This is a genomic window from Stenotrophomonas sp. FW305-C-20-S1 (assembly GCF_058783335.1).
Window position 1 is genome coordinate 1 of record NZ_JBYTEK010000031.1, and the last position, 26,233, is coordinate 26,233.

General features: G+C 66.9%; 20 protein-coding genes. 13 read left to right on the forward strand and 7 right to left on the reverse strand.

Annotated features, from left to right (window positions below; translation table 11 throughout):
- Window positions 1–306: 306 nt before the first annotated feature.
- Window positions 307–1,968: a gamma-glutamyltransferase gene (ggt, locus tag AC3WTC_RS15465; RefSeq protein ID WP_080149926.1), complete on the reverse strand. Its 1,662-nt coding sequence runs from the start codon at window positions 1,966–1,968 to the stop codon at window positions 307–309.
- An 800-nt stretch (window positions 1,969–2,768) separates the two neighbouring features.
- On the opposite strand from ggt, the gene ilvC reads away from it, so the two are divergent.
- The 9 genes from ilvC to leuB all read left to right on the forward strand — a co-directional run bounded on the left by ilvC (window position 2,769) and on the right by leuB (window position 12,420).
- The gene (gene ilvC / locus AC3WTC_RS15470) at window positions 2,769–3,743 is read left to right on the forward strand and encodes a ketol-acid reductoisomerase (RefSeq protein ID WP_025874152.1); all 975 of its coding nucleotides are present in this window, start codon (window positions 2,769–2,771) and stop codon (window positions 3,741–3,743) included.
- Window positions 3,744–3,780: 37 nt separating this feature from the next.
- Complete coding sequence (gene ilvG / locus AC3WTC_RS15475; RefSeq protein WP_059065039.1) at window positions 3,781–5,517, forward strand: acetolactate synthase 2 catalytic subunit; 1,737 nt, start codon at window positions 3,781–3,783, stop codon at window positions 5,515–5,517.
- The gene (locus AC3WTC_RS15480; protein WP_025874150.1) at window positions 5,501–5,752 is read left to right on the forward strand and encodes an ACT domain-containing protein; all 252 of its coding nucleotides are present in this window, start codon (window positions 5,501–5,503) and stop codon (window positions 5,750–5,752) included. Before ilvG ends, AC3WTC_RS15480 begins: the two co-directional genes overlap by 17 nt.
- A 96-nt stretch (window positions 5,753–5,848) precedes the next feature.
- Window positions 5,849–6,940 carry a threonine dehydratase gene (locus AC3WTC_RS15485; RefSeq protein WP_492711849.1) on the forward strand — a complete coding sequence of 364 codons (1,092 nt, stop codon included), beginning with the start codon at window positions 5,849–5,851 and terminating at the stop codon, window positions 6,938–6,940.
- Complete coding sequence (locus tag AC3WTC_RS15490) at window positions 6,937–8,523, forward strand: 2-isopropylmalate synthase (protein ID WP_025874148.1); 1,587 nt, start codon at window positions 6,937–6,939, stop codon at window positions 8,521–8,523. The genes AC3WTC_RS15485 and AC3WTC_RS15490 overlap by 4 nt, the downstream gene beginning before the upstream one ends.
- Before the next feature lie 10 nt (window positions 8,524–8,533).
- Window positions 8,534–9,313, forward strand: coding sequence for a class I SAM-dependent methyltransferase (locus AC3WTC_RS15495; RefSeq protein WP_492711851.1), 780 nt, complete (start codon window positions 8,534–8,536; stop codon window positions 9,311–9,313).
- Between the two features lie 59 nt (window positions 9,314–9,372).
- Complete coding sequence (gene leuC, locus AC3WTC_RS15500) at window positions 9,373–10,791, forward strand: 3-isopropylmalate dehydratase large subunit (protein ID WP_248148846.1); 1,419 nt, start codon at window positions 9,373–9,375, stop codon at window positions 10,789–10,791.
- Window positions 10,791–11,369, forward strand: a complete 579-nt coding sequence (leuD, locus tag AC3WTC_RS15505) for a 3-isopropylmalate dehydratase small subunit (RefSeq protein WP_032977269.1) — start codon at window positions 10,791–10,793, stop codon at window positions 11,367–11,369. The genes leuC and leuD overlap by 1 nt, the downstream gene beginning before the upstream one ends.
- Complete coding sequence (gene leuB / locus AC3WTC_RS15510; RefSeq protein ID WP_492711852.1) at window positions 11,359–12,420, forward strand: 3-isopropylmalate dehydrogenase; 1,062 nt, start codon at window positions 11,359–11,361, stop codon at window positions 12,418–12,420. The genes leuD and leuB overlap by 11 nt, the downstream gene beginning before the upstream one ends.
- Before the next feature lie 62 nt (window positions 12,421–12,482).
- Here leuB and AC3WTC_RS15515 read toward each other — a convergent pair whose 3' ends face one another.
- Both AC3WTC_RS15515 and AC3WTC_RS15520 read right to left on the reverse strand, forming a co-directional pair.
- Window positions 12,483–13,556, reverse strand: a complete 1,074-nt coding sequence (locus AC3WTC_RS15515) for a hypothetical protein (RefSeq protein WP_492711853.1) — start codon at window positions 13,554–13,556, stop codon at window positions 12,483–12,485.
- Window positions 13,557–13,715: 159 nt separating this feature from the next.
- Entirely contained in the window at window positions 13,716–14,489 is a 774-nt protein-coding gene (locus AC3WTC_RS15520) for an SDR family oxidoreductase (RefSeq protein ID WP_025874142.1), read from the reverse strand.
- 116 nt (window positions 14,490–14,605) lie between these two features.
- Between AC3WTC_RS15520 and AC3WTC_RS15525 the strand changes: the two genes are divergently transcribed.
- Window positions 14,606–15,514, forward strand: a complete 909-nt coding sequence (locus tag AC3WTC_RS15525) for a LysR family transcriptional regulator (RefSeq protein ID WP_492711855.1) — start codon at window positions 14,606–14,608, stop codon at window positions 15,512–15,514.
- 500 nt (window positions 15,515–16,014) lie between these two features.
- Here the strand turns inward: AC3WTC_RS15525 and AC3WTC_RS15530 are convergent, their stop codons facing one another.
- Window positions 16,015–19,176: an efflux RND transporter permease subunit gene (locus AC3WTC_RS15530; RefSeq protein ID WP_492711856.1), complete on the reverse strand. Its 3,162-nt coding sequence runs from the start codon at window positions 19,174–19,176 to the stop codon at window positions 16,015–16,017.
- Between the two features lie 3 nt (window positions 19,177–19,179).
- The gene (locus AC3WTC_RS15535; RefSeq protein ID WP_033831969.1) at window positions 19,180–20,316 is read right to left on the reverse strand and encodes an efflux RND transporter periplasmic adaptor subunit; all 1,137 of its coding nucleotides are present in this window, start codon (window positions 20,314–20,316) and stop codon (window positions 19,180–19,182) included.
- A gap of 123 nt (window positions 20,317–20,439) precedes the next feature.
- On the opposite strand from AC3WTC_RS15535, the gene AC3WTC_RS15540 reads away from it, so the two are divergent.
- The 3 genes from AC3WTC_RS15540 to AC3WTC_RS15550 all read left to right on the forward strand — a co-directional run bounded on the left by AC3WTC_RS15540 (window position 20,440) and on the right by AC3WTC_RS15550 (window position 23,279).
- Window positions 20,440–21,120 (forward strand): TetR/AcrR family transcriptional regulator, encoded by a 681-nt coding sequence (locus AC3WTC_RS15540; RefSeq protein WP_032975445.1) that lies wholly within the window; start codon window positions 20,440–20,442, stop codon window positions 21,118–21,120.
- Between the two features lie 136 nt (window positions 21,121–21,256).
- Window positions 21,257–21,904 (forward strand): protein-L-isoaspartate O-methyltransferase family protein, encoded by a 648-nt coding sequence (locus tag AC3WTC_RS15545; RefSeq protein WP_032975442.1) that lies wholly within the window; start codon window positions 21,257–21,259, stop codon window positions 21,902–21,904.
- 16 nt (window positions 21,905–21,920) lie between these two features.
- Window positions 21,921–23,279 carry a TolC family outer membrane protein gene (locus AC3WTC_RS15550; protein ID WP_025874136.1) on the forward strand — a complete coding sequence of 453 codons (1,359 nt, stop codon included), beginning with the start codon at window positions 21,921–21,923 and terminating at the stop codon, window positions 23,277–23,279.
- Between the two features lie 84 nt (window positions 23,280–23,363).
- Here AC3WTC_RS15550 and AC3WTC_RS15555 read toward each other — a convergent pair whose 3' ends face one another.
- Together AC3WTC_RS15555 and waaA are read right to left on the reverse strand one after the other, a co-directional pair.
- Window positions 23,364–24,686, reverse strand: coding sequence for an amino acid transporter (locus tag AC3WTC_RS15555; protein ID WP_248148842.1), 1,323 nt, complete (start codon window positions 24,684–24,686; stop codon window positions 23,364–23,366).
- 235 nt (window positions 24,687–24,921) lie between these two features.
- On the reverse strand, window positions 24,922–26,220 hold the full coding sequence (gene waaA, locus AC3WTC_RS15560; RefSeq protein WP_025874134.1) for a lipid IV(A) 3-deoxy-D-manno-octulosonic acid transferase: 1,299 nt from the start codon (window positions 26,218–26,220) through the stop codon (window positions 24,922–24,924).
- Window positions 26,221–26,233: the final 13 nt, after the last annotated feature.

Genomic DNA, 26,233 nt, shown 5'->3' on the forward strand with positions numbered 1-26,233 from the left:
TGTGTCGGAAAACAAGTTGGGGTCGGATCCTTTTTCCAACGGAAAACGGCCCCGACCCCAACCATCAGCACGCGGCTGTTGCTGCTGCCTTTGCTTTTGATCTTCTTCTTTACTCTTACTGCGGTGGCGGCCACGGAAACTCTCCGTGGCCGGGTGGGTAGGTTGGCTGGGGGCGTGAGCGCCATGGATGGCGCGCCCGAGCCTACAAGGACGTACTTGCGGCGTCCCCCAGGCAACCTACCCACCCGGCCAACCACAGCATTGCTGCCAACACCGCAGGGGGCTCAGCCCGGTGGCCGGGAAACCTCAGTAGCCCGCCGCCTGCCCATCCTTGCGGCTCTCCGACGCGCCGTAGTACACCCCGGTTTCCGGATCACGCAGGATCGCCTGATAACCACCATACGGACCATCGGCGAACACCACCCGGTGCCCCTTGCGCATCAGCGCCCGCACCGTCTCGTACGGGAACCCGGTTTCCAGATTGACCTCGCCACCATCAGTCATCGCCGTCGCCTGCCCGGTCGGTTCGGTCGATCCCTCATGCTGGATGCGGGGTGCATCACCGGCCTCCTGCAGGTTCATGCCGAAGTCCACCAGGTTCATCACGATCTGTGCGTGCCCCTGCGGCTGCATCGCACCGCCCATCACCCCGAAACTTGCATAAGGCTTGCCACCCTTGGTGATGAAGGCCGGAATGATGGTCTGGAAGGGACGCTTGCCCGGTGCGTAACCGTTGGGATGGTTCTTCTGCAGCACGAACATCTCGCCGCGATCCTGCAGGATGAAGCCCAGCCCCGGCGGGGCCATGCCGCTGCCCATGCCGCGGTAGTTGGACTGGATCAGTGACACCATCATGCCGTCGGCATCGGCCACGGTCATGTAGATCGTGTCGCCCTCTTCCAGCTGCTTGGGCGTGCCCGGCTGCACTTCCTTCAGCGCCTTGTCCATCGAAATCAGCGCGCGACGCTGCGCTGCGTACTCCTTGGAAATCAGCTTCTGTACCGGCGCGGGCTGGAAGGCCATGTCGGCGTAGAAGCGCGCACGGTCGGCGAAGGCCAGCTTCTTGGCTTCCACGAACAGATGCACGTGCTCGGGTGAGCCGAACGGAATCTTCGAGAAGTCGTAGCCTTCCAGTACGTTGAGGATCTGCAGCGCGGCGATGCCCTGGCTGTTGGGCGGCAGCTCCCACACGTCGTAGCCGCGGTAGTTGCTGCTGACCGGCTCGACCCACTCGCCATGATGGTCGGCCATGTCCTGGTAGCTCAGGTAGCCGCCGTTCTTCTTGAAGTAATCGCCGATGGTGTGGGCGATGTCGCCCTTGTAGAAGGCATCACGGCCGCCGTCGGCAATCTTCTGCAGGGTGTCGGCAAGGTTGGGGTTCTTCCACATCTCGCCCTTGCGCGGCGCGTGGCCATCGATCGTGAACTGTTCCTTGAAACCCGGATACTGCGACAGCTTCGGCACCGAGCGATCCCAGTAATAGGCAATCACTTCGGCAACGGGATGACCGTCGCGCGCGTAGCGGATGGCCGGGGCCAGGTTGTCGGCCATCGGCTTGCGGCCGAAGCGCTCGTGCAGCGCGAACCAGCCATCAACCGCGCCCGGCACCGATACCGGCAGCGGGCCGGTCGCGGGGATCTCCTTCAGGCCACGACGCTGGAACTCGGCCAGGGTGAGTGACTTCGGCGAACGGCCCGAGCCGTTGTAGCCGTAGAGCTTCTGCGTCTTCGGGTCCCACACGATGGCGAACAGGTCGCCGCCGACGCCATTGCCAGTCGGCTCCATCAACCCCAGCGCTGCGTTGGCCGCAATGGCGGCATCGACGGCCGAGCCACCGGCCTTCATCACGTCCAGCGCGATCTGGGTAGCCAGCGGCTGCGAGGTGGCGGCCATCGCATGCGGGGCGATCACCTCCGAACGGGTGGCGAAGGTGTGGCCGGTAATGCGGTCGGCGGCCTGGGACAGCATGGGCACGGCAGCCAGCACGGCAGCAGCCAGCAGGGAACGGGCAAGACGTCGGGACACGGTCAGGTTCCGAGGGAAGGGGTGGTGACCCGATCTTCGCCGCTACCGCGACCGGGGGCCATCGGGCATAGGTCATGGGGCGCCTCATGGAGCCACGGGCGCCATTGCCACGAACGCATCGCAATGCGCGCGGAACCTCCCGCGGCACACGGGGCGCTGCACGACCCGGCGAGCGCAGCTGGTATCGCCGGAATCCGCGCAAAAAACCCGTTGAAAAGAGTGAATTCGGGTTCACCGAAACACTTTCAGCAGCAACCATCCTTGTGCCACAAGCGATTGCACTGCATGCAGCGGAAACTGACGGAAATAGTGCTGCGAGGGTTGACACAGCGGAAATGGCTGTGGTTTTCTCGATCACATGTTGCATCACAACACACCACCGCGAACCCACATCGAAGCCGCCGATACCGGCGCCGCCTCGCTGCGTTCGATTCTTGTGCTCGTACTTATTACCCAACCAACAGGTGCGGGACGAGCCAGCGTGTAAGCAACAAACACACCGGAACTCTTCAAAAACCCGCACCCGCCCAGGTGTGGGTTTTTTCATTTCAGGACCTGGTTTCAGACGCAACCACCATGACCACCGCCCATCGCACAACCCAGACCCGCTGCACCACGAACCCTCGTGGTGGCAGTACCTGTGCGATGCGCGGCGCTGCCCTCCCCGCTTTTCCCTGACCGGCCGGTACGTCGCTTCGACTGCCGGCCGTCTTTTTTCTTCCCACCCGCAAGGAACCTCCCCCATGAGCACCAACGAACTGCCCCAGACCAAGATCGCCGTCATCGGCTACGGCAGCCAGGGCCGCGCGCACGCGCTGAACCTGCGTGAATCCGGCTTCGATGTGGTGGTAGGCCTGCGTCCGGGCGGCCCCACCGAGGTCAAGGCACAGGCCGATGGCTTCACCGTGAAGGCACCGGCCGATGCAGTGAAGGATGCCGACCTGGTCGCGGTGCTGACCCCGGACATGGTGCAGAAGAAGCTGTACGAGGACGTGCTGGCGTCGAACATGAAGCAGGGCGCGGTGCTGCTGTTCGCGCATGGTCTGAACGTGCACTTCGACATGATCAAGCCGCGCGAAGACCTGGACGTCGTGCTGGTGGCACCGAAGGGCCCGGGTGCACTGGTCCGTCGCGAATATGAAATCGGCCGCGGTGTGCCATGCATCTGGGCGGTCTACCAGGACAAGAGCGGCAAGGCCGCCGAGTACGCGCTCGCCTATGCGGCCGGCCTGGGTGGTGCGCGCGCCAACCTGATCCAGACCACCTTCAAGGAAGAAACCGAAACCGATCTGTTCGGCGAGCAGGCGGTGCTGTGCGGCGGCGCTTCGGCACTGGTGCAGGCGGGCTTCGAGACGCTGGTCGAAGCCGGTTACCAGCCGGAAATCGCCTACTACGAAGTGCTGCACGAACTGAAGCTGATCGTCGACCTGTTCTACGAAGGCGGCATCTCGCGGATGCTGGAGTTCATCTCCGAGACCGCGCAGTACGGCGACTACGTCAGCGGCCCGCGGGTGATCGACGCCGGTACCAAGGCGCGCATGAAGGAAGTGCTGAAGGACATCCAGGACGGCACCTTCACCAAGAACTGGGTGGCCGAGTACGAAGCGGGCCTGCCGAACTACAACAAGTTCAAGCAGGCCGACCTGGAGCACCCGATCGAGAAGGTAGGCAAGGAACTGCGCGCCAAGATGGTCTGGTTGCAAGGTCAAGCCGCGTAACAACGCGGCACCCCCACCCGCTCTGCAAGGTTCCCCCATGAACTCTCCCACACACCGCAGCGCGCCGCCCAACGGCGCGCGCTGGCTGACCCAGGCGCTGGAGGCCGAGGGTGTCCGTACGCTGTTCGGCTATCCGGGCGGCACCATCATGCCGTTCTACGACGCGCTGGTGGATTCGTCGCTGAAGCACATCCTGGTGCGCCATGAGCAGGGCGCGGCACTGGCCGCCAACGGCTTTGCGCGCGCCAGTGGCCAGGTCGGCGTCTGCGTGGCGACCTCCGGGCCGGGCGCGTCGAACCTGGTCACCGGCATCGCTGATGCGATGCTCGATTCGGTGCCGATGGTCTGCATCACCGGCCAGGTCGCCACGCCGCTGCTGGGCACCGATGCGTTCCAGGAACTGGACGTGTTCGGCCTGACGATGCCGATCGTCAAGCACAGCTGGCTGGTGCGCAGCGTCGATGACCTGCCGCGCGTGGTGGCCGATGCTTTCCGCATCGCCCGCGAAGGCCGTCCCGGCCCGGTGCTGATCGATCTGCCCAAGGACGTGCAGCTGGCCGATGCCAGCCACCTGCCGGCGCATGTGCCGGCCAATGTGGAACCGCCGCCGGCTCCCGCCGACGCGGCCATCGCCGAGGCCATCGCGGCTCTGGCGGCGGCCGAGAAGCCGGTGGTCTACGCCGGTGGTGGCATCGCCCTGGGCGATGCCGTGCAGGACCTGCGCGAATTCGTCGAAGCCAGCGCCATCCCCACCGTGATGACCCTGCGTGGGCTGGGCGCGCTGCCTCCCCAGCACCCGCAGTCGCTGGGCATGCTGGGCATGCACGGCACCCGCGCGGCGAACATGGCCGTGCAGGAAAGCGATCTGCTGCTGGTGCTGGGTGCGCGCTTCGATGATCGGGCGACCGGCAAGCTGGCCGAGTTCGCACCGTTTGCCCGCGTGGTGCACATCGATGCCGATGCGTACGAGATCTCCAAGCTGCGCAGCGCCGATGTCGCCGTACCCGGCAACGTCGGCCACGCCATCCGCGCCCTGCGTGCGGCCTTCCCCTCCCCCAAGGCCCACCAGGACGCATGGCGCAAGCGCTGCGCACAGCATCGCGATCGCTTCGCCGCGCGCTACGACGCACCCGGCCAGCACATCTACGCCCCGGCGCTGCTGAAGCGCCTGAGCGAACTGGCGCCGGCCGATACGGTGGTCGCCTGCGACGTCGGCCAGCACCAGATGTGGGTTGCGCAGCACTGCCGCTTCACTCATCCGCGCAACCACCTGACCAGCGGTGCACTGGGCACGATGGGCTTCGGCCTGCCGGCGGCGATGGGCGCGCAGTTCGCCTGCCCCGAGCGCACGGTGGTGCTGGTGTCCGGCGATGGCAGCTTCATGATGAACGTGCAGGAGCTGGCGACCATCGCCCGCTGCCGCCTGCCGGTGAAGATCATCCTGCTGGACAACAGTTCGCTGGGCATGGTGCGGCAGTGGCAGGAACTGTTCTTTGCCGAGCGTTACAGCGAGATCGACCTGTCCGACAACCCGGACTTCGTCGCCCTGGCCAAGGTGTTCGGCATCGCGGCCACGCGCATCGACGCACGTGATGACGTCGAAGGTGGCCTGGCCGCGCTGCTGGCCGAACCCGGCCCGGCCCTGCTGCACGTGGCCATCGATGCACGCGCGAACGTGTGGCCGCTGGTACCGCCCAATACCGCCAACAGCACCATGCTGGAAAGCAACCCTGCACATGCACGCCAGGAGATCCCCAATGCAATACCGGCTTGACCTGGTGCTGCAACCGGCCGAGGGCGCGCTGCTGCGCGTGATCGGCATGGCCGAACGCCGCGGTTTCGCGCCGCGCGCGATCACCGGTGCGCCGGTGGCCGCCGATGATGGCCGTTGGCACCTGCAACTGGTGGTGGACAGCCAGCGCCCGCCGGAAACGCTGTGCCGGCAGATGGAAAAGATCTACGACTGCGTTTCGGTGCAGATGACCGCACTGGAAGGAGCATCCGCATGAACGCCCGTACCGTTTGCAACACGGTGCCGGTACGGAGGCGTCTTCTTCGCCGCCCGTGCCCGCATGCGGTGGTCGGCAACACCCTGCTGGTGGCCCATGCCGGCCGCTGACGCCAGCAAGGAAAGCGATGTCGGCGACGTAACCGTTGCCGACGTACTGGCTGCGCAGGCCCGCCTGCGCCGCTTCCTGCCGCCCACGCCGCTGCATCATGCCGAGCGCTTCGGCACCTGGCTGAAGCTGGAAAACCTGCAGCGCACCGGCTCGTACAAGGTGCGCGGCGCGCTGAATGCCCTGCTGGCCGCCCGCGAACGTGGCGATACCCGGCCGGTGATCTGCGCCTCGGCCGGCAACCACGCCCAGGGCGTGGCCTGGGCCGCCTATCGCCTGGATGTGCCGGCCATCACCGTGATGCCGCATGGCGCACCGGCCACCAAGATCGCTGGCGTCGCCCATTGGGGTGCAACGGTGCGACAGCACGGCAACAGCTATGACGAGGCCTATGCGTTCGCCGTCGAACTGGCGCAGCGCCACGGCTACCGATTCCTGTCCGCCTTCGACGATGCCGATGTCATCGCCGGCCAGGGCACCGTCGGCATCGAGCTGGCCGCACACGCGCCCGACGTGGTGATCGTACCGATCGGCGGTGGCGGCCTGGCATCCGGTGTCGCCCTGGCGCTGAAGTCGCAGGGCGTGCGCATCGTCGGCGCGCAGGTCGAGGGGGTCGATTCGATGGCCCGCGCGATCCGCGGCGACGTGCGCGAGATCAATCCCGTGGCGTCGCTGGCCGATGGGGTGCGGGTGAAGATCCCCGGTTTCCTGACCCGTCGCCTGTGTACCTCGCTGCTGGACGACGTGGTGATCGTGCGCGAAGCCGAGCTGCGCGAGACCCTGGTGCGGCTGGCACTGGAAGAACACATCATCGCCGAAGGCGCCGGTGCGCTGGCACTGGCCGCCGGCCGTCGCGTCGCCGGGCGCCGCAAGTGCGCGGTCGTCTCCGGCGGCAACATCGACGCCGGCGTGCTCGCCGGCCTGCTCACCGACATCCGCCCACGCCCGCCACGCAAGCCGCGCCGGCGCCGGGCAGAAACCCCGCGCTCGCCCGGCAAGGCGATCGCCATCGCTTTTCCCACGCCTTCCCCTTCCCCCCTGCAAGCCGTCGCACCCGCTGTCGAGGAGATTTCCCTGTGACCACCATCGAACGAATTACCACCCCGCGCATCCGCATCTTCGACACCACCCTGCGTGACGGCGAGCAGTCCCCCGGCTGCAGCATGAGCCCGCCGCAGAAGCTGGTGATGGCGCGTGCGCTGGACGAACTGGGCGTGGACATCATCGAGACCGGCTTCCCGGCCAGCTCGCAGTCCGACCGCGAAGCGATGGCCCTGATCGGCCGCGAACTGCGCCGTCCGAGCCTGAGCCTGGCGGTGCTGTCGCGCTGCCTGCAGGCCGACATCGAAACCTCGGCGCGTGCGCTGGAAGCCGCTGCCAACCCGCGCCTGCATGTATTCCTGTCGACCAGCCCGCTGCACCGTGAGCACAAGCTGCGGATGACCCGCGAGCAGGTACTGGAATCGGTACGCAGGCACGTAGCGCTGGCCCGCTCCTACATCGATGACGTGGAGTTCTCCGCCGAGGATGCCACCCGCACCGAACTGGACTACCTGATCGAGGTCTCGCGCGTGGCGATCGCTGCCGGAGCCACCACCATCAACCTGCCCGACACCGTCGGCTTCACCACGCCGGAAGAGATCCGCACGATGTTCCAGCAGGTCATCGCTGGCGTCGCCGATGTGCCGAACGCGGCCAACGTGATCTTCAGCGCCCACTGCCACAACGATCTGGGCCTGGCCGTGGCCAACTCGCTGGCCGCCATCGAAGGCGGCGCGCGCCAGGTCGAATGCACCGTCAACGGCATCGGTGAGCGCGCCGGCAACTGCTCGCTGGAAGAGATCGCGATGGTGCTGAAGGTGCGCCAGGCTTTCTACGAGCAGGACACCGCCATCGATACCCCGCGCATTGTCGGCACCTCGCAGCTGCTGCAGCGCCTGGTCGGCATGCCGGTACAGCGCAACAAGGCCATCGTGGGTGCCAATGCCTTCGCCCATGAGTCGGGCATCCATCAGCACGGCATGCTGCGCCACCGCGGCACCTACGAAATCATGCGTCCGGAAGACGTGGGCTGGGAAGATTCGCAGATGGTGCTGGGCCGCCACAGTGGCCGCGCTGCCGTCGAAGCGCGCCTGCGCGCGCTGGGCTTCTGGCTGGAAGAAGACGAGCTGAAGCTGGTGTTCGAGCAGTTCAAGGGACTGTGCGAGCAGCAGCGTGTTGTCACCGATGCCGACCTGCAGACGCTGATGCAGGGCGGCTCCAATGCCCAGGGCTACCGTCTGGCTTCGATGACCATCAGCGATGTCGGCAGCCGCGCCAACGCGCTGGTCGAACTGTCCGACCCGGACGGCAACCGCGTGGCCGAGACCGCGCAGGGCGACGGCCCCGTCGATGCGCTGTTCGGCGCGTTGTCGGCCGCCACCGGCGTGCAGCTGATGCTGGACAGTTACCACGTGCACAGCGTCGGCATCGGTGCCGACGCGCGTGGCGAAGCCAACCTGAGCGTACGCCACGAAGGCGTGGAGTACGACGGCACCGGCACCAGCAAGGACATCATCGAAGCGTCCGCGCTGGCCTGGCTGGACGTGGCCAACCGTCTGCTGCGCCAGCGCCAGGCCAACGCCGGCATCAGTACTGAATCACCTGCCACCGCCACCGCCTGAGGAATGTGAGATGAGCGCCTTCGACACCGCAACCACCGCCAGCAGCGCTGGCCAGCAGTGGAATGCCCAGGACTATGCGATCGATGCCGGCTTCGTGCCGACCCTCGGTGGCGCCGTTGCGCGCCTGCTCGATGCGCGTGCCGGTGAGCGCATTCTCGACCTGGGTTGTGGCGATGGCGTGCTCACCACCGAACTGGCCCTCAGCGGCGCACACCTGCAGGGCGTCGATGCCTCGCCGGAAATGGTGATAGCCGCGCGTGCGCGGGGCGTCGATGCGCAGGTGATGGACGGCCACGCCCTGGCCTTCGACGGTGCGTTCGATGCGGTGTTCAGCAACGCCGCCCTGCATTGGATGCCCGACCCGGATCGCGTGCTGGAGGGCGTGCGCCGCGCCCTGCGCCCCGGCGGGCGCTTCGTCGCCGAGTTCGGCGGCCATGGCAACGTGGCCACGATCACTGCCGCCGTGCAGGCCGCGCGCGTCGCCCATGGCCATGGTGCCAGCGCATTCCAGTGGTACTTCCCCACCGCCGATGCCTACGCAGACCGCCTGCGCCAGCATGGCTTCCAGGTGCAGCTGATCGAATGCCTGCCGCGACCGACCGCGCTGCCGACCGGCGTTGCCGGCTGGCTGCGGGTATTCGCCGCTCCACTGCTGGACGACCTGCCGGCCGAGGCGCGCGCCACGGTGCGCGATGCCGCCACTGCCCTGCTGGCCGACCTGCCGCGCAATGCCGCCGGCCAGCCGCTGGCCGACTACGTGCGCCTGCGCGTGCTCGCGCGGCGCCGCTGACCTGCTCCTGTTACTTTCTCTTCGATGCTCGTTACTCCGTACTCCTGCCAGGCAAACGCATGACTTCCGCACCCCGCACCCTGTACGACAAACTGTGGGACGCCCACGTGGTGGTTCCAGAAACCGACAGCGCGCCCGCCGTGCTGTATATCGACCTGCACCTGATCCATGAAGTGACCTCGCCGCAGGCCTTCACCGAGCTGCGCGAGCGTGGCCTGAAGCCGCGCCGTCCGGATCGGACCAAGGCCACGATGGACCATTCAACGCCGACCCTGCCGGCCGCTGCCGACGGTACGCTGCCCTACGCCAGTGCCGCCTCCGAAGCACAGGTCGCGATGCTGGCGCGCAACTGCGCCGAGCACGGCATCGAACTGTTCGACATGGCCTCGGACAACCGCGGCATCGTCCACGTGATCGCACCGGAACAGGGCTTCACCCAGCCGGGCATGACCATCGTCTGCGGCGACAGCCACACCTCCACCCACGGCGCATTCGGGTCGCTGGCCTTCGGCATCGGCACCAGCGAAGTCGGCCATGTGCTGGCCACGCAGTGCCTGCTGCAGCGCAAGGCGAAGACGCTGGCGATCACCGTCGATGGCAAGGTCGCACCGGGTATCGGCGCCAAGGACGTGGTCCTGCACATCATCGGCGTGATCGGCGTCAATGGCGGCACCGGGCACGTGATCGAGTTCCGCGGCAGCACCATCGAAGCGATGGACATGGAACAGCGCATGACCCTGTGCAACATGTCGATCGAAGCCGGTGCACGCGCCGGCATGGTCGCTCCCGACCAGGTGACATTCGACTTCGTCGCCAACACGCCGCGTGGCCCCAAGGGCGCCGACTTCGACGCTGCCGTTGCCCGCTGGACGCAGCTGCGCAGCGATGAAGGCGCGCGCTTCGACAGCGAGGTGCACATCGATGCCGCCGATATCCGCCCGACCCTGACCTGGGGCACCCACCCCGGCACCGCCATCGCGGTGGATGCGCCGATCCCGGCGGCCAACGATGCCGCCGCGCAGAAGGGTCTGGATTACATGCACTTCCAGGCGGGACAGACGCTGGCCGGCACGCCCGTGGACGTGGTGTTCGTCGGCTCCTGCACCAATGGCCGGCTGAGCGACATGCGCGAAGTGGCACAGGTGCTGCGTGGCCGTCGCATCGCCGAGCGCGTGCGCATGCTGGTGGTGCCTGGTTCTGAAATCGTCAAGCGCCAGGCCGAGGCCGAAGGCATCCATGAGATCGTGCGCGCGGCCGGTGCCGAATGGCGCGAGCCGGGCTGTTCGATGTGCATCGCCATGAATGGCGACCTGGTCGCCCCCGGCCAACTGGCGGTCAGCACCAGCAACCGCAACTTCGAAGGCCGCCAGGGCCCGGGCTCGCGCACGCTGCTGGCCTCGCCGATGAGTGCTGCCTGGGCCGCTGTGCAGGGCCACGTCGCCGATGCCCGTGAACTGTTCACCCAGGAGGTGGCCTGATGAGCGGCTTCCGCACCCTGAGCTCGGCCAGCGTGGTGCTGCGCCAGACCAACATCGACACCGACCAGATCATTCCGGCGCGTTTCCTGTCCACCACCGAACGTGCTGGCCTGGGCCGCAATGCGTTCAACGATTGGCGCTGGCAGGCCGATGGCTCGCCCGTGGCGGACTTCGCCTTCAACCAACCGCACAATGCCGGCCGCAGCATCCTGCTGGCCGGGCGCAACTTCGGCTGCGGCTCATCGCGCGAACATGCGCCGTGGGCACTGACCGATCTCGGCCTGCGTGCCATCGTCAGCAGCGAGATCGCCGACATCTTCCGCGGCAATTCGCTGAAGAACGGCCTGCTGCCGATCGTACTGGACGAGGCCGACGTGCAGCTGCTGATGCAGCGCCCTGACGATGAGCTGACCATCGACGTTGCGGCGCGCGAGCTGCGCACGCCCGATGGCCGCGTCTACTCCTTCCCGTTGGACGGCTTCTCGCAGACCTGCCTGCTGGAAGGCGTCGATCAACTGGGTTATCTGTTGGGCCGTGTCCCTGAAATCGAACGTTACGAGAGTGAGCATGCACGCTGAAATTGTTGTCCTGCCCGGTGATGGCATCGGCCCGGAAGTGGCCGCCGCCGCGGTCGCCGTTCTGAACGCCGTCGCCAAGCGCTTCAACCACACCTTCACCTTCAGCGAGCACGACATCGGTGGCATCGCCATCGACCGCCACGGCGAACCGCTGCCGGCGTCGACCCTGGCCGCCTGCCAGGCCGCCAATGCTGTGCTGCTGGGCGCCGTGGGCGGGCCGAAGTGGTCCGACCCGAACGCCAAGGTCCGCCCGGAACAGGGCCTGCTGGCGATCCGCAAGGCGCTGGGCCTGTATGCCAACCTGCGTCCGGTGCGCACCCATGAAGCCGCACTCCACGCCTCGCCGATCAAGGCCGAGCTGCTGCAGGGCGTGGACTTCGTCGTGGTGCGCGAACTGACCGGTGGCATCTACTTCGGCGACAAGACCCGCGATGCCGACAGCGCAAGCGATCTGTGCCGCTACACCGTGGCCGAGATCGAGCGTGTGCTGCGCAGTGCCTTCCGGTTGGCGCAGCAGCGTCGAGGCAAGGTCACTTCGGTGGACAAGGCCAACGTGCTGGAAACCTCACGCCTGTGGCGTGACGTGGCCGCGCGCATCGGCCGCGAGGAATTCCCGGACGTGGCGCTGGAACACCAGCTGGTCGATTCCATGGCGATGCATCTGCTGGCCAAGCCACGCGAGTACGACGTGATCGTGACCGAGAACATGTTCGGCGACATCCTCACCGATGAGGCCTCGATGCTGGCCGGTTCGCTGGGCCTGCTGCCATCGGCATCGCTGGGCGAGCCGGGTGCGGTGGGTATCTACGAGCCGATCCACGGCTCGGCACCGGACATCGCCGGCAAGGGCATCGCCAACCCGTACGCGACGATCTTCAGCGCGGCGATGCTGCTGCGCCATTCGCTGGGGCTGGAAGACGAAGCAGCAGCGGTGGAAGCGGCGGTGCACGTGGTGCTGGACGATGGCGTGTTCACCGCAGACCTGGCCGCCAAGGGCCACGCGGTGAGCACGGCGACGGCCACCGACGCGGTGCTGGCCAAACTGGGATGAATGATCGGGGTACCGGACGGCGTCCGGTACCCGTTCTCTCTGCGCATCCCGCACTGACTCACTCAGTGCGGGATGTTCGCGCTCTGCGGATCGCTCGCGGCCGCGCGCATCTGCGAGCTGCTGCATCCGGTCAGGACAGTGCCGTCGTCAGCTCTGGCCACCACGCGTTCATGGATTCGGATGCTGCCTGAAGGCAAGCCGCTGCGCGACGCTTCGCGTTGCCAGACCTGCACGCCGGCCTGCTGGTGAGCAGTTGTCAGACCGGCATCGAGCAACACGCTTGCCACGTTGATTCTGCCAAGGTCTGCAGCGAACAGGCCGGCCGGTGCGGCCAGCACCTTGTCGGTGGCGATGCCCTGGATCTGCAGCGGCGTCTGCAGTTCGATCTGGAAGAGGGGAAGCACCGTGCCGTTGATCGCATGCGTGGGTGGCGACACTGCGTGCACCTCTGCCGGCCATTCGCTCTGCGGCTGTTCCATCACCTGCTGCAGCAAGCGCCCGACGCGGCGCAGGGCCGCATCGTCGGCACGGCACTCGATGGCCGCTGTGAGGTCATTGGCATCTGCACGCTGCTGCCGATCCAGTGGCAACGTTCCCTGCGTGCTGGCAGATTGGGCAGTACATCCCAACCGATAGCCGTCGCCATCGCTGCTCACCATGATCGACGTGGCCGACGTGTTGCCATCAACCGATCGTGCGGACCACACCCGGAAGGGCTCACGCAGCGTGCTCGACTGCAGCTGCAGGCCATGGCGGGCAACGATACGATCACGCGCTGCAGCATCGATGGTAATGGACAACCCCTGCGCGTCTGCGAATACGCGCTGGGTCCGGACGCCCTGCGCGGTCAACGGCACCGGCATATCGATGACCGTCACCGAAGCAGCGTCGGCGTCTCCGGCCTGCTCGAAATGCCAGTCACGCAGATGCAACGGGCGACCGGCCGGATCGCCGTAACGTGCCGCCCGCAGGGTGCTGGCGACGGTCTGCCGGGTATCTGTACTGGCACGGCATTCGAGCACGGCGAGCAGGTTCTGCTGGAAGCGCAGGGCCTCGGTCTGCGCCGGCTCTGCATCGGCATGACCGCAGCAGGCAACCAGCATCAGCACGCAAGCGCGGATCGTGCGAGGGAACATGCAGGCTCTCCGGCCCCGGGACAGCCCGCTATTGTGCCCGTGAACGCCCTGAAGCTGTCCACTTGGGGATCAACAGTAGATCCACGCCATGCGTGGATGAAGCCAAGAGCATCCACGCATGGCGTGGATCTACTGCGCGAACCCAAGCCTCGCGTGTCTCTACTTGGTGGTGTAACCGCCGTTGACGAGGATGGTCTGCCCGGTCATCCACCAACCGTCGGTCACCAGGAAGCGGATCCACGGCACGATGTCGGCGATGTCGGTCAGGCCGGTACGGGTGAACGCCGACAGCGCCGCGGCGGTCTTGTGATACGCCTGCGCATCGGCACTCTCGGCCGGATAGAAGAACGGCGTATCCATCGGTCCGGGGCCGATCGCGGTCACCGAAATCCCGCGCTCGCCAAACTCCTTCGACGCTGCGCGGGTGAAGTGTTCCACCGGCGCCTTGGTGCCCGCGTAGCTGGAGTAGAACGGCGTGAACGCGCCCAGCAGGGACGTGACCAGCGTGCAGATGCGGCCGCCGTCGTTGACATGGCGCCCTGCCTCCTTGAGGAAGAAGAAGGCCGTCTTCGCATTGACCGCGCTCATCTGGTCGTACTCCGCTTCGCTGATGTCCAGCATCGGCTTCTTCAGCACTTTGCCGACGGTGTTGATGGCGATGTCGGGGCGACCGACGGCGGCGACCGCGTCGGCGAACAGGCGCTCCATCGCAGCGGCCGAGGTCAGATCGGCCTGCAGGGCCACGGCCTTGCTGCCAGCGGCCTGCACCGCAGCGACGGTGGCTTCCGCATCGGCCTGGGTAGCAGCGCTGTTGTAGTGGATGACGATGGCCTTGGCGCCCTGTACGGCGAAGTCGCGGGCGATCAGCCCGCCGAGGTTCTTGGCACCGCCGGCGATCAGCACGGTCTTGCCCTGGATACGGTGGTCGGTCATGGCATCGGTCTCGGGAAGAGGCTGCCGGGCTGGCAACCCTGTGCCGACGACGATATCGTGCAGAAATTGCGGATAAAGACCGCAACATTGACTTAACTTTCCAAAGCGGGCGAACAATGGACCGGATCGAGCGTTTCCGCATCTTTGCCCGGGTGGTGGAGTGCACCAGCTTCACCCGCGCCGCCGACCAGCTCGGCCTGCCCCGCTCCACCGTCTCGGCGGCCGTGGCGGAACTCGAGCAGCGCCTGGGCACGCGCCTGCTGCAGCGCTCCACCCGCAGGGTCTCCACCACCCACGATGGCGACACCTTCTACGTGCGCTGCCTGCGCCTGATCGCCGAGGTGGAAGACGCCGAGTCGCTGTTCCGCCAGGACGACGCACAGCCGAGTGGCCTGTTGAAGATCGATGTACCCAGCCGGATCGGCCGCCGCATCATCGCCCCGGTGCTGCCGGACTTCTTCGCACGGCACCCCCAGGTCGAGCTGGACCTGGGCATGACCGATCGCGCGGTGAATCTGATCGAGGACGGCTGCGATGCGGTGCTGAGGGTGGGGCAGCTGGGCGACTCCAGTCTGGTGGCCCGCACGCTGGGCCAGCTGGACTTCGTCAACGTTGCCGCGCCGGCGTACCTGCACGCGCACGGCGTGCCACAGCACCCCACCGACCTGCAGCAGCACCGCGCGGTGAACTATGCGTCGCCGACCACGGCGCGGATGGAACCGTGGGAATGGCAAGACGGCGACCAGCTGCGCACGCTGCCGATGACGGGCTGGGTGCGGGTGAACAGCGCCGAGGCGTCGATTGCCTGCTGCGTCGCGGGGCTGGGACTGCTGCAGATTCCACGCTACGACGTGCAGGCCGAACTGCAAACCGGTGCGCTGGTGGAAGTGATGCCCCAGTACGCGGCGCAGCCGCTGCCGGTGACCCTGTTGCTGCCGCACCGGCAGCATCGCGCGCAACGTGTGCAGGTGTTCCTGGATTGGCTGGTGCCGCTGCTGCGTGAGCGGCTGCAGTTGCAGGGGTGATCGGCCGGGCGGCTGCCCGGCGCCCGCAGATGCAACTGCAACTGCAAAAGCCAGAGCGGCTCTGGGTTGTTGCTTGGTTGGCGGGGAGGGGGGCAGCTGGCGGGACACGCCGCAAGTACGTCCCTGTAGGCTCGGCCACGGCATCCATGCCGTGGACGGTCCCGCCAGCTGCCCCCTCCCCGCCTCCGACAATTTCCCGATGACGGTTGGTGGATCCACGCCATGCGTGGATGAGGTGTATCCGACCCCAACCATCAGCACGCGGCTGCTGCTGTTGCTTTTCGCTCTTCTTCTTTCTCTTCCTGTGGTGGAGGCCACAGGACACTGTCCGTGGCCGGGTGGGCAGGTGGGCTGGGGGCGTAAGCGCCATGGATGGCGCGCCCGAGCCTACAGGGACGTACTTGCGGCGTCCCCCAGCCCACCTGCCCACCCGGCCAACCACGGCACTACTGCCACCACCGCAGAGGGGGCTCAGCCCGGTGGCCGGGAAACCCGGGGCATCACGCCCCGGATTCGTCCGGCTTGACCCGGAACCACGCTGCATACAGCGCCGGCAGGAACACCAGCGTCAGGACCGTGCCGACAATCAATCCACCCATGATCGAAATCGCCATCGAGCCATAGAAAGCGCTGCGCGACAGTGGGATCATCGCCAGCACCGCCGCCAGCGCGGTCAGCACGATCGGGCGGAAACGCCGCACCGTCGCATCGATGATCGAATGCCAGCGGTCATGCCCGGCATCGATGTCCTGCTGGATCTGGTCGATCAGGATCACCGAGTTGCGCATGATCATGCCCGCCAGCGCGATGGTGCCCAGCAGCGCCACGAAGCCGAACGGCGCGCGGAACAGCAACAGGAACAGCGTCGCGCCGATGATGCCCAGCGGAGCGGTCACCAGCACCATCGCCGCACGCGAGAAGCTGCGCAGCTGCAGCATCAGCAACGTGGCCACCACGATCAGGAACAGCGGCATGCCGGCCTTGATCGAGTTCTGCCCGCGCGCCGAATCCTCCACCGAGCCGCCGGTCTCCAGCAGGTAGCCGCTGGGCAGGTCGGCACGGATGCCATCCAGGGTCGGCACGATCTGCTGCACCACGTCCAGCGGCTGCATGCCATCGCTGATGTCGGCACGCACGGTCACCGTCGGCAGACGGTTGCGGTGCCAGATGATGCCGTCCTCGAAGGCGTATTCCAGCCGCGCGACCTGCGACAGCGTCACCGCAGTGCCACTGCTGGTCGGAATCGCCAGGCTGCCGAGCAGGTCCAGCTGCGCGCGCTCGTTGTCCGGGCCACGCAGCAGCATCTCGATCTGGCGGTTGCCTTCGCGATAGGTGCTCACGCTCATGCCCGACAACGAGCTGCTGAGGAACTGGCTGACCTGCGCACTGCTGACGCCCAGCGCGCGGGCGCGGTCCTGGTCGATCACCAGCCGCACCACCTTGCTCGGCTCGCTCCAGTCCAGGTTCACGTTCATCACATGCGGGTTCTCGCGCACCTTGGCCTCGACCTGGCGCGCGATCGCCTGCACCTGCGCGATGTGCTCGCCGGACACGCGCATCTGCACCGGATAACCGACCGGCGGACCATTCTCCAGGCGCGTCACCCGCATCTGCACATCCGGGAACTGACTGATCACGTCCTTCAGCATCCAGTCGCGGGTCGATTCGCGGGCCTTGGCGTCTTCGGTGAGCACCACGAACTGGGCGAAGTTGGTGGCCGGCAGCTGCTGGTCCAGCGGCAGGTAGAAGCGCGGCGAACCGGTGCCGACGTAGGCCACGTAGTTGCTGACGCCTTCGCGCCCCTTCAGCAGCTTCTCCAGCTTGTCGGCCTGTGCCTGGGTCGCGGCCAGCGACGCACCTTCGGCCAGCTCGATGTCCACCATAAGTTCCGGGCGGGTCGAGTCGGGGAAGAACTGCTGTGGCACGAAGCGGAACAGCATCAACGAACCGATGAACAGTGCAATGGTCGCAGCGATCACCCACCAGCGATGGCGCAGGCAGGTATCCAGGAACGCCCGGAAGCGCGTGTAGAACGGCCGCTGGTACGGATCATGATCGTGCGCATGCTCCTTCGGTGCGATCCAGCGCGCGAGTGACGGATGCCGGTCGGCCCACTGCAGGCGCTTGGCGCGCCAGCGGCCGGCCAGGCTGTCCGGCTTCGGCAGCTGCGGGTTGAACAGGTCCGGCAGCATCTTGTCACCCAGGTACGGGATGAACAGCACTGCCGCGATCCACGACACCACCAGCGCGATGGTCACCACCTGGAACAGCGAACGGGTGTACTCACCCGTGCTGGATGCCGCCGTGGCGATGGGCAGGAAGCCAGCGGCAGTGATCAGGGTACCGGTCAGCATCGGGAAGGCGGTGGATTCCCAGGCGAAACTGGCCGCGCGCAGGCGGTCGTAGCCCTGCTCCATCTTGGTGGCCATCATCTCCACCGCGATGATCGCATCGTCCACCAGAAGGCCCAGTGCCAGCACCAGTGCACCCAGCGAAATCTTGTGCAGGCCGATATCGAAGTAGTGCATGACGAAGAAGGTCATCGCCAGCACCAACGGGATGGTCACGCCCACCACCAGGCCGGTACGCAGGCCCAGCGAGAAGAAGCTGACCAGCAGCACGATCACCACCGCTTCGGTGAGCACCTGCACGAACTCGCCCACCGACTCTTCCACCGCATGCGGCTGGTCGGACACCTTGCGCAGCTGCATGCCGGCCGGCAGGGTCTTCTGCAGGCGTTCGAACTCGGCATCCAGGGTGGCACCGAGCTTGAGGATGTCTCCGCCGTCCTTCATCGCCACCGCCAGGCCGATCGCATCCTGGCCCATGAAGCGCATCTTCGGCGAGGCCGGATCGGCAAAGCCACGCTTGACCTCGGCGATGTCGCCCAGATGCAACGTGCGTTCGCCGGCCTGGATCGGGAATTTGCGGATGTCCTCGATCGAATCGAACTGACCGGTCACGCGCAGCTGCACGCGGTCGGTCGGGGTTTCGAAGAAGCTGGTGGCGCTGACCGCGTTCTGGTCGGCCAGCGCCTGCTGCACCTGCTGCAGCGATACGCCCAGCGTGGCCAGCTTGGTGTTGGACAGCTCGATCCACACCTTCTCGTCCTGCAGGCCGACCAGGTCGATCTTGCCGACGTCGGGCACGCGCTGCAGCTCCAGCTGGATGCGGTCGGCATAGTCGCGCATCACCGCGTAGTCGAAGCCTTCGCCGGTCAACGCGTAGATGTTGCCGAAGGTGTCGCCGAACTCATCGTTGTAGAAGGGCCCGACGATCTCCCTCGGCAGCGTCGCGCGGATATCGCCCACGCGCTTGCGCACCTGGTACCACAGGTCCGGGATCTGCTTGGAGCGCAGGCTGTCGCGCGCCATGAAGATCACCTGCGATTCGCCCGGCCGCGAGTACGAACGGATGAATTCGTACTCGCCGGTGTTCATCAACGCTTTTTCGATCGGCTCGGTCACCTGCCGCGAGACCTGCTCGGCGGTGGCGCCCGGCCACATCGTGCGTACCACCATCGCCTTGAAGGTGAAGGGCGGATCTTCGGACTGGCCCAGGTGCTTGTAGGACCAGGCACCGATGACGGCGAACGCCAGCATCGCGAACAACACCAGCGCACGGTTGCCCAGCGCCCATTCGGAGAGATTGAAGCGGCGCACGGGTCAGTGCCCCTTGCCTGCGGCCGGCGCCGGCTTGGCGGCCGACGGTGCCAGCACCGGGCGGTTCTGGCGGTCGACCGGCGTCACCACCTGGCCTTCGCGCAGCAGATGGCCGCCGGCAGCGACCACCCAGTCCGTCGCGCCCACGCCGGACACGACCGGCACGGCCTGCGCGCCGTAGGCACCCACCTGCACCGGCGTTGCCTTCAATGCACCGTTGGACGGATTGACCACCCACACGCTGGCCTTGCCATCACTGCCGCGCAGCACAGCCGCCAGCGGCAGCTGCAACGCACCACTGCGCCCGGCGGTGGCAAACACCCGCGCACTCTGGCCCAGTTCCACTTCGCTCAGTGCTTCCGGCGCCAGGCTCACGCGCGTGGCATAGGTGCGCGCCTGTGCATCGGCGGCCGGGGCGATCTCGCGCAGGGTACCCGGCAGCAGCTGGCCCGGGCGGTTCCATAGTTCCACCTGCACCGACTGGCCGACCTTGTAGTCGCGGATGCTGCTTTCCGGCAGCGCGATCAGCACCTCACGGCCACCATCGGCGGCCAGGGTGAACACCGTCTGCCCCGCGCTCACGACCTGGCCGGCTTCGGCCTGGCGGCTGGCGATCACGCCATCGGCGGGTGCGCGCAGCTGCGCGTACTCGGCCTGGTTGCGGGCCACGGCGAGGTTGGCCCGGGCGGCGTTGGCCTGGCCCTGTGCAGCCTTGAATGCCGCCGTCTGCTGGTCCAGTGCCGAGCGGCTCACCAGCTGGTCTTCCGCCAGCTTGGCATAGCGCTTCTGGTCATCGCGCGCACGCACCAGGTCTGCTTCCGCCGCCGCCAGCTGCGCCTGCGACGCCGCCGCCTGCGAGGCGTAGTCGGCCGCATCCAGCTCGGCCAGCAGCTGGCCCTTCTTCACCCGCTCGCCTGCGTCGACGAGGCGCCTGACCAGGTTGCCGCCAACCCGGAACGACAGTGGGCTTTCCTGGCGGGCACGCACCTCGCCGGGGTAGGCGGCCGCGGCCTGTCCATCCTGCGTGGTGGGATGCACCACCAGCACCGGGATGGCCGCCGCCGGCTCGGCGGCCTGCTTGCCGCACGCTGCCAACACCACGACCAGTACGCCTACGCCCAACCAACGCATGTTTTTCATGAGGTACAGGACCTGAAAAGAAATCCGGGGGGAACGCGCCGGCAACATACTGTTGCAACGCGGACATTAGTGAACCAGCCGGTATAGTATAAATATCGAACCGCTTGGTCTAGTATTAGCGGAATGAGTTCTCCCACTTCCCGAAAGCCGACGGCCAAGCCCGCTGCCAAGGCTGCCGGTCCCGGGCGCCCCAAGGATCTGGGCAAGCGCGCGGCAATACTCGAGGCAGCCAAGACACTGTTCATTGAACAGGGCTACAGCGGCGTGAGCATGGACAGCATTGCTGCCCAGGCCGGCGTCTCGAAGCTGACCGTTTACAGCCATTTCGGCGACAAAGAGACCCTGTTCTCCGAAGCTGTGCAGTCCAAGTGCATCGAGATGCTGCCCGACGCGCTGTTCGTGGCCGACGTCGAAGGCCCCCTGCGTGACCAGTTGCTGGGCATCGGCATGGCGTTCTTCGAGATGATCACCTCCGACGCGGCCCTGTCGATCCAGCGGATGATGATGGCGCCGGAGACCGACGAGCGCCTGCGTGAACTGTTCTGGCAGGCGGGCCCGCAACGCACCTGCGAGGCACTGGCCGACTTCATGCGTTCGCGTGCCGAGCGCGGCGAACTGGATATCCCCGACTGCTACATCGCCGGCCAGCAGTTCCTGACCCTGGTGAAGGGCGAAGTGCACATGCATATGATGTGCGGCATGCCACTGTCCCCCGTCGAGACCGATGCTGCGATCCATGTGGCCGCCAGTGTGGATTTCTTCCTGCGCGCCTACGCGCCGCGGGGGGCTGGGAATGCTGGATAACCAAAACTGAACGAACCGGAGGTCGCGATGACTTCCGGCACTGCGACCCCGGCCACCCCGCAGCTGATGCTCTGGGCGCGCCGCCGGCCTCCGGCACCGGTAAAATGGCCGGCCCACTGCGCTGGATTTGAACCTCATGACGATTGATTACGCCCACGCCCGCGAACTGATGGTGGAACAGCAGATCCGTCCCTGGGACGTGCTGGACATCAAGGTGCTCGACGTCCTGGCCCGCCTGCCGCGCGAGGCCTTCGTCGCCGACGCGCACCGGGCGCTGGCCTATGCCGATGTCGAACTGCCGATCGGCAACGGCCAGAAGATGATGAAGCCGGTCATCGAGGGCCGTACCCTGCAGGCACTGGATCTGCAGCCGGGTGACGAAGTGCTGGAAATCGGCACCGGCAGCGGCTTCCTGTCGGCCTGCATCGGCGCGCTGGCGCGCGACGTGCTGAGCCTGGAAATCGATCCGGAACTGGCCGCTGCTGCGCGCGCCCGCCTGGATGCCACCGGCCTGGGCACCAACGTGCGCGTGGAAGTGGCCGATGGCCTGGCCTGGCAGACCGAACGCCGCTTCGACGTGATCTGTGTCACTGGCGCCGTCGACGTGGTGCCGTCACAGTTTGCTTCGTGGTTGCGTCCGGGTGGTCGCCTGTATGTCATCCAGGGCCGTTCGCCGGCAATGGAAGCACTGCTGGTGAAGGCCGATGGCAGCACCGAGTCGCTGTTCGAGACCGATATCGATTACCTGCGTGGTGCCGCCCCGGCCCCCCAGTTCCACCTCTGAGTCCAAGGAAGCCGCAATGATCCGCCGATCCCTCGCTGTTGCGCTGGCCACTGCCCTGCTGCCGTTGTCCGCCCATGCCGCCGACCTGCTGCAGGTCTATGAAATGGCGCGCAATGGTGACCCGCAGCTGTCCGCCGCCGAATCCACCCGGCTGTACGACAAGGAAGGCGCCGTGCAGGCGCGTGCTGCCCTGCTGCCGCAGATCAATGGCCAGGCCCAGTTGAGCCGCACCCGCACCGAAGCCGACCATGACGCCAACTCCGGCACGGTCACCAGCAAGCGCCGCAACTACACGATCGACGGTTCGCAGACGCTGTTCAACTGGACGCAGATCAACAACCTGCGCTCGCAGCGCGAGCTGAGCAAGGCGGCTGATTTCACCCTCGACTCGGCCAACGACAACCTGATCGTGCGCACCTCGGCGGCCTACTTCAACGTGCTGGTGGCGATCGAATCGCTGAACGCCGCACAGACCAATGAAGCGGCCGCGAAGAAGCAGTTCGACTTCGCCGACAAGCGCCTGGAGGTGGGCCTGGCGCCGATCACCGACGTGCATGAAGCACGCGCCCAGTACGACCAGGCGCGCGCCAACACCATCGTTGCGCAGAACACCCTGGCCGATAACTACCAGGCCCTGACCGAACTGACCGGCCAGCCGGTGGTCAACCTGAAGGGCCTGCCGGCCGATTTCCGTCCGGAAGTGCCGGCCAACCGCGGCAACCTGGACCAGCTGGTGCAGCAGGCGACCACGCAGAATCCGGCACTGAAGGCGCAGGAGCTGAAGGTCGGTGCCGCCGAAGCCGGCGTGCAGGCCGCCCGTGGCGGTCACTACCCGACCCTGTCGCTGGGCGGCAGCTGGGGCAAGAGCGCGACCTGGGGCGACAGCGTCGGTGCCGGTTCGCTCTCCCCCGATGCACGCACCAACAGCATCGGCCTGACCCTGAGCGTGCCGATCTTCTCCGGCGGCGCCACCCAGTCCGGCGTGCGCCAGGCGCTGGCCCAGCGTGACATCGCCCAGGACGGTTTCGAGCAGCAGAAGCGCGCGCTGGACCGCAACACCCGCAATGCCTACCAGACTCTGGTGCAGGGCATCAGCGAAGTGGAAGCGCGCCGTTTGGCCGTGGTTTCCGCGCAGAGCGCCTACGATGCCTCGCAGGTTGGCCTGGAAGTGGGTACCCGCACCGTGCTGGACGTGATCCAGAACCAGCGCATCCTGTTCTCCGCACAGCTGGATTACGCGCAGGCCCGCTACAACTTCCTGCAGAACCGCCTGCTGCTGAGCCAGGCCGTGGGTGGCCTGGATGTCGCCGAACTGCAGGACATCAACCGCCTGCTGACCCAGGACGCGGGCAACCCGTCGACGACCACGAACTGAGTCGGCGCGACCGGCCTGGTCACAAAGCCACCCGCGAGGGTGGCTTTTTTATTGATTGCAGATGGCCTGCGGTGTGTGGGGGCGCTAGCGCGAACGCCCGGCGCGCCGACGCAACAGGACGCCTGCCAACACGACCGCCAGCACCACCAGCACCGGTAGAAACAGCCGCGACGTGACTGCCGGCAACAGGCACAGTGCGGTTGCCACTGGGGCGAGCACCATCGGGATCAGCCGTCGTTCGCCGGTCGCGGCCCGCACCTGCCACTGGCTGCGGGCAACGCCGAGGCACACGGCGGCCAGGACCAGCAGGCCTGCAGGCCCCGGCAGCTGTGGAAGCCACCCCTCCGGCAGCGACAGCGCCAACGCCGCCGACAGCACGGTCAGCGCCAGCGTCAGCAGCAAGCGCGCACCGGTACCCACTGCGCCGGACTTCGGCGGCCAGACTTCCACCCCCAGCCGCGCGGCCAACAGCAGCAGCACCAACTGCAGGGCCGCCAGCCCCGCGCCGCCCGCCAACGGCAACAGTGGCAGCAACCACTGCAGCTGCGGGATCCCCTGCAACGCCACCGACAGCGGCCGCGTGCTGGCCAACGCGGCAAACTCGACGAGGCCCGACTGCAGCGCAGCCAGTACCATCAGCCACAACATCGCCATCAGCACCGCTGCGCCGGCGGCTCTGGAAACCTGCGAACGAGGGCGCGGCACCCGCCCGGAAAACCCTGCCAGCAGGCCTGCACCCAGCAGGACGCCGAGCAATGCCACGCCCGCTGCCAGCACGCCACCCACCCCGAAGCGATAGGGCGCGGTAGCCGATGGCAGCCACGGAATCCAATGCGCGTAGTGCACATGGCGTGCTGCCAGCAACAACAGCAGCAGGCCCACGCCCAGCTTCACCGTCAACAGTGCACTGGCCAACAACAGCGCGCGCGGCGTCCGCAGCACTGCAGCGGCGGCCCCCAGCAGCAGCACCAGGATCGCCGCCGCCAGCGGCAAGGGCAGCCACTGCCCGGGTGCGGCGTCGATGACCTCGGCGGCTGCGTACAGATGACGCGCCATCGATTGCGCCAGCCCTGCGATGGTCGCCGTCAGTTCCAGCAGCAGGGCAATCACCAGTACGTCGGCAGGCAGCCTGCCCCAGGCGGCACGCAGCAGACCATGCAGACCCGAAGCCTCCGGCAGGCGCCGCATCGCCATGCGCAGGCAATACAGCATCGGCACTGCGCCCAACGCCGCCAGCAACAGGCTGAGGACAATGGCGGGCCCCGCCTGTGCCGCCGTGTGCTGCCCGACCAGGGCGACAACGCTGCCGCCCAACAGCAGGGTCAGCGCCACCACCAGCAGATGGTCGGTGCCCAGCCTCCCGGGCTTCGCGCTGGCGTGCAGCGCGCCTCCGTTGTCGCCGATCATTCAAAGCTCCCTTGATGTCGCCCAAGCGTGGTCGACAACAAGCTGGCAGCCTGACGCGGTAAGCGGAATCGGAATCTGCGCCATACGAACGATGATGTGACAGCTTGCACGCCGTGGTCGGCGCGAGCGGTCCAGCTACGACAGATTCACCACCATCAAGCAGACTTGATGCAGGCGTTCACGACAGCGCAAAGGCAGGGCGCCCTTGAAACACCTGAGGGCGACAGGCGAGGTCTCAGGCCAGCGGCGGCGGCAGGTGTGGAGCCACCAGCTGCAGGGTCCGCTGCAGCGCGCCGCGGCCATTGCTGACCAGCGTGCAACCGGCGCGGGCCATGTCTTCGCGCGCCTGCACGTCGTCGAGCAGGTGCAGCAGCAGATCACCCACCGCCTGCACGTCCTCGCCGATCAGCAGTGCACCGGCCTCGCGCATGCGCCGCGAGATCTCGGCAAAGTTGTGCAGATGCGGGCCGGTCACCGCTGCGGTGCCCATCGCTGCCGGTTCCAGCAGGTTGTGGCCACCGATGGCCTGCAGGCTGCCACCGACGAAGGCGACCTGGGCACAGCCGTAGAACGGCATCAGTTCGCCCAGCGTGTCGATGACGAAGACATCGCTACGCGCGTCCGGCCACTGCTGTGCGCGCCGTGTCGACACGTTCCAGCCCTGCTCGCGGGCCAGCGCCTCCACCTTGGGGAAGCGCTCCGGATGCCGCGGCGCCCACAGCAGCAGCAGGTCCGGATGCTGCTGCCGCAGGCGGCGGTGCAGGTCGATCACTGCCTGCTCTTCACCATCATGCGTGCTGGCCGCGATCCACACCGGGCGCGTGGCCGGCACATGGGCATGGAACTGTTCGATGAAGGGCTGCACGTCCGGCGTGGCGATGTCGAACTTCAGGTTGCCCAGTGCCTGCACCTGTTCCGGCGCCGCGCCCAGCTGCACGAACCGCGCAGCGTCATCCTGCGACTGTGCGGCCACGCAGGTGACCGTGCGCAGCGCACGCCGGATCAACGCCGCCAGCACGCGGTAGCCGCGCAGCGATCGGGCCGACAGGCGCGCATTGAGGATGTACACCGGAATGCGACGGTCGCGGCAGCCGAACAGCATGTTCGGCCACAGCTCGGTTTCCAGGATCAGCGCCAGGCTTGGCTGGAAGTGCCCCAGGAAGCGGTTGACGCTGCCCGGCACGTCGTACGGCAGGTACACATGGTCCAGCGCATCGCCCCACAGCGCGCGCACCCGTTCCGAGCCGGTCGGGGTGATGGTGGTGATGACCCAGCGGATGTCCGGCCGCTGCGCGCGCAGCGCATTGACCAGCGGCGCAGCGGCGTTGACCTCGCCCACCGAGACCGCATGCAGCCAGACCCGGGGCTGGCCGCTGGGCTGCGGATAGGACGCATAGCGTTCATCCCAGCGCCGGAAGTATTCACGGACCCGGAAGCCGCGCCAGACCAGGTGGTACACGGTGATCGGCAGCAGGAGGTACAGCACGGCCGAGTACAGGCCACGCAGGATCCATTCGACAGGGTCTTTACGCATGCGGCAAGGATAC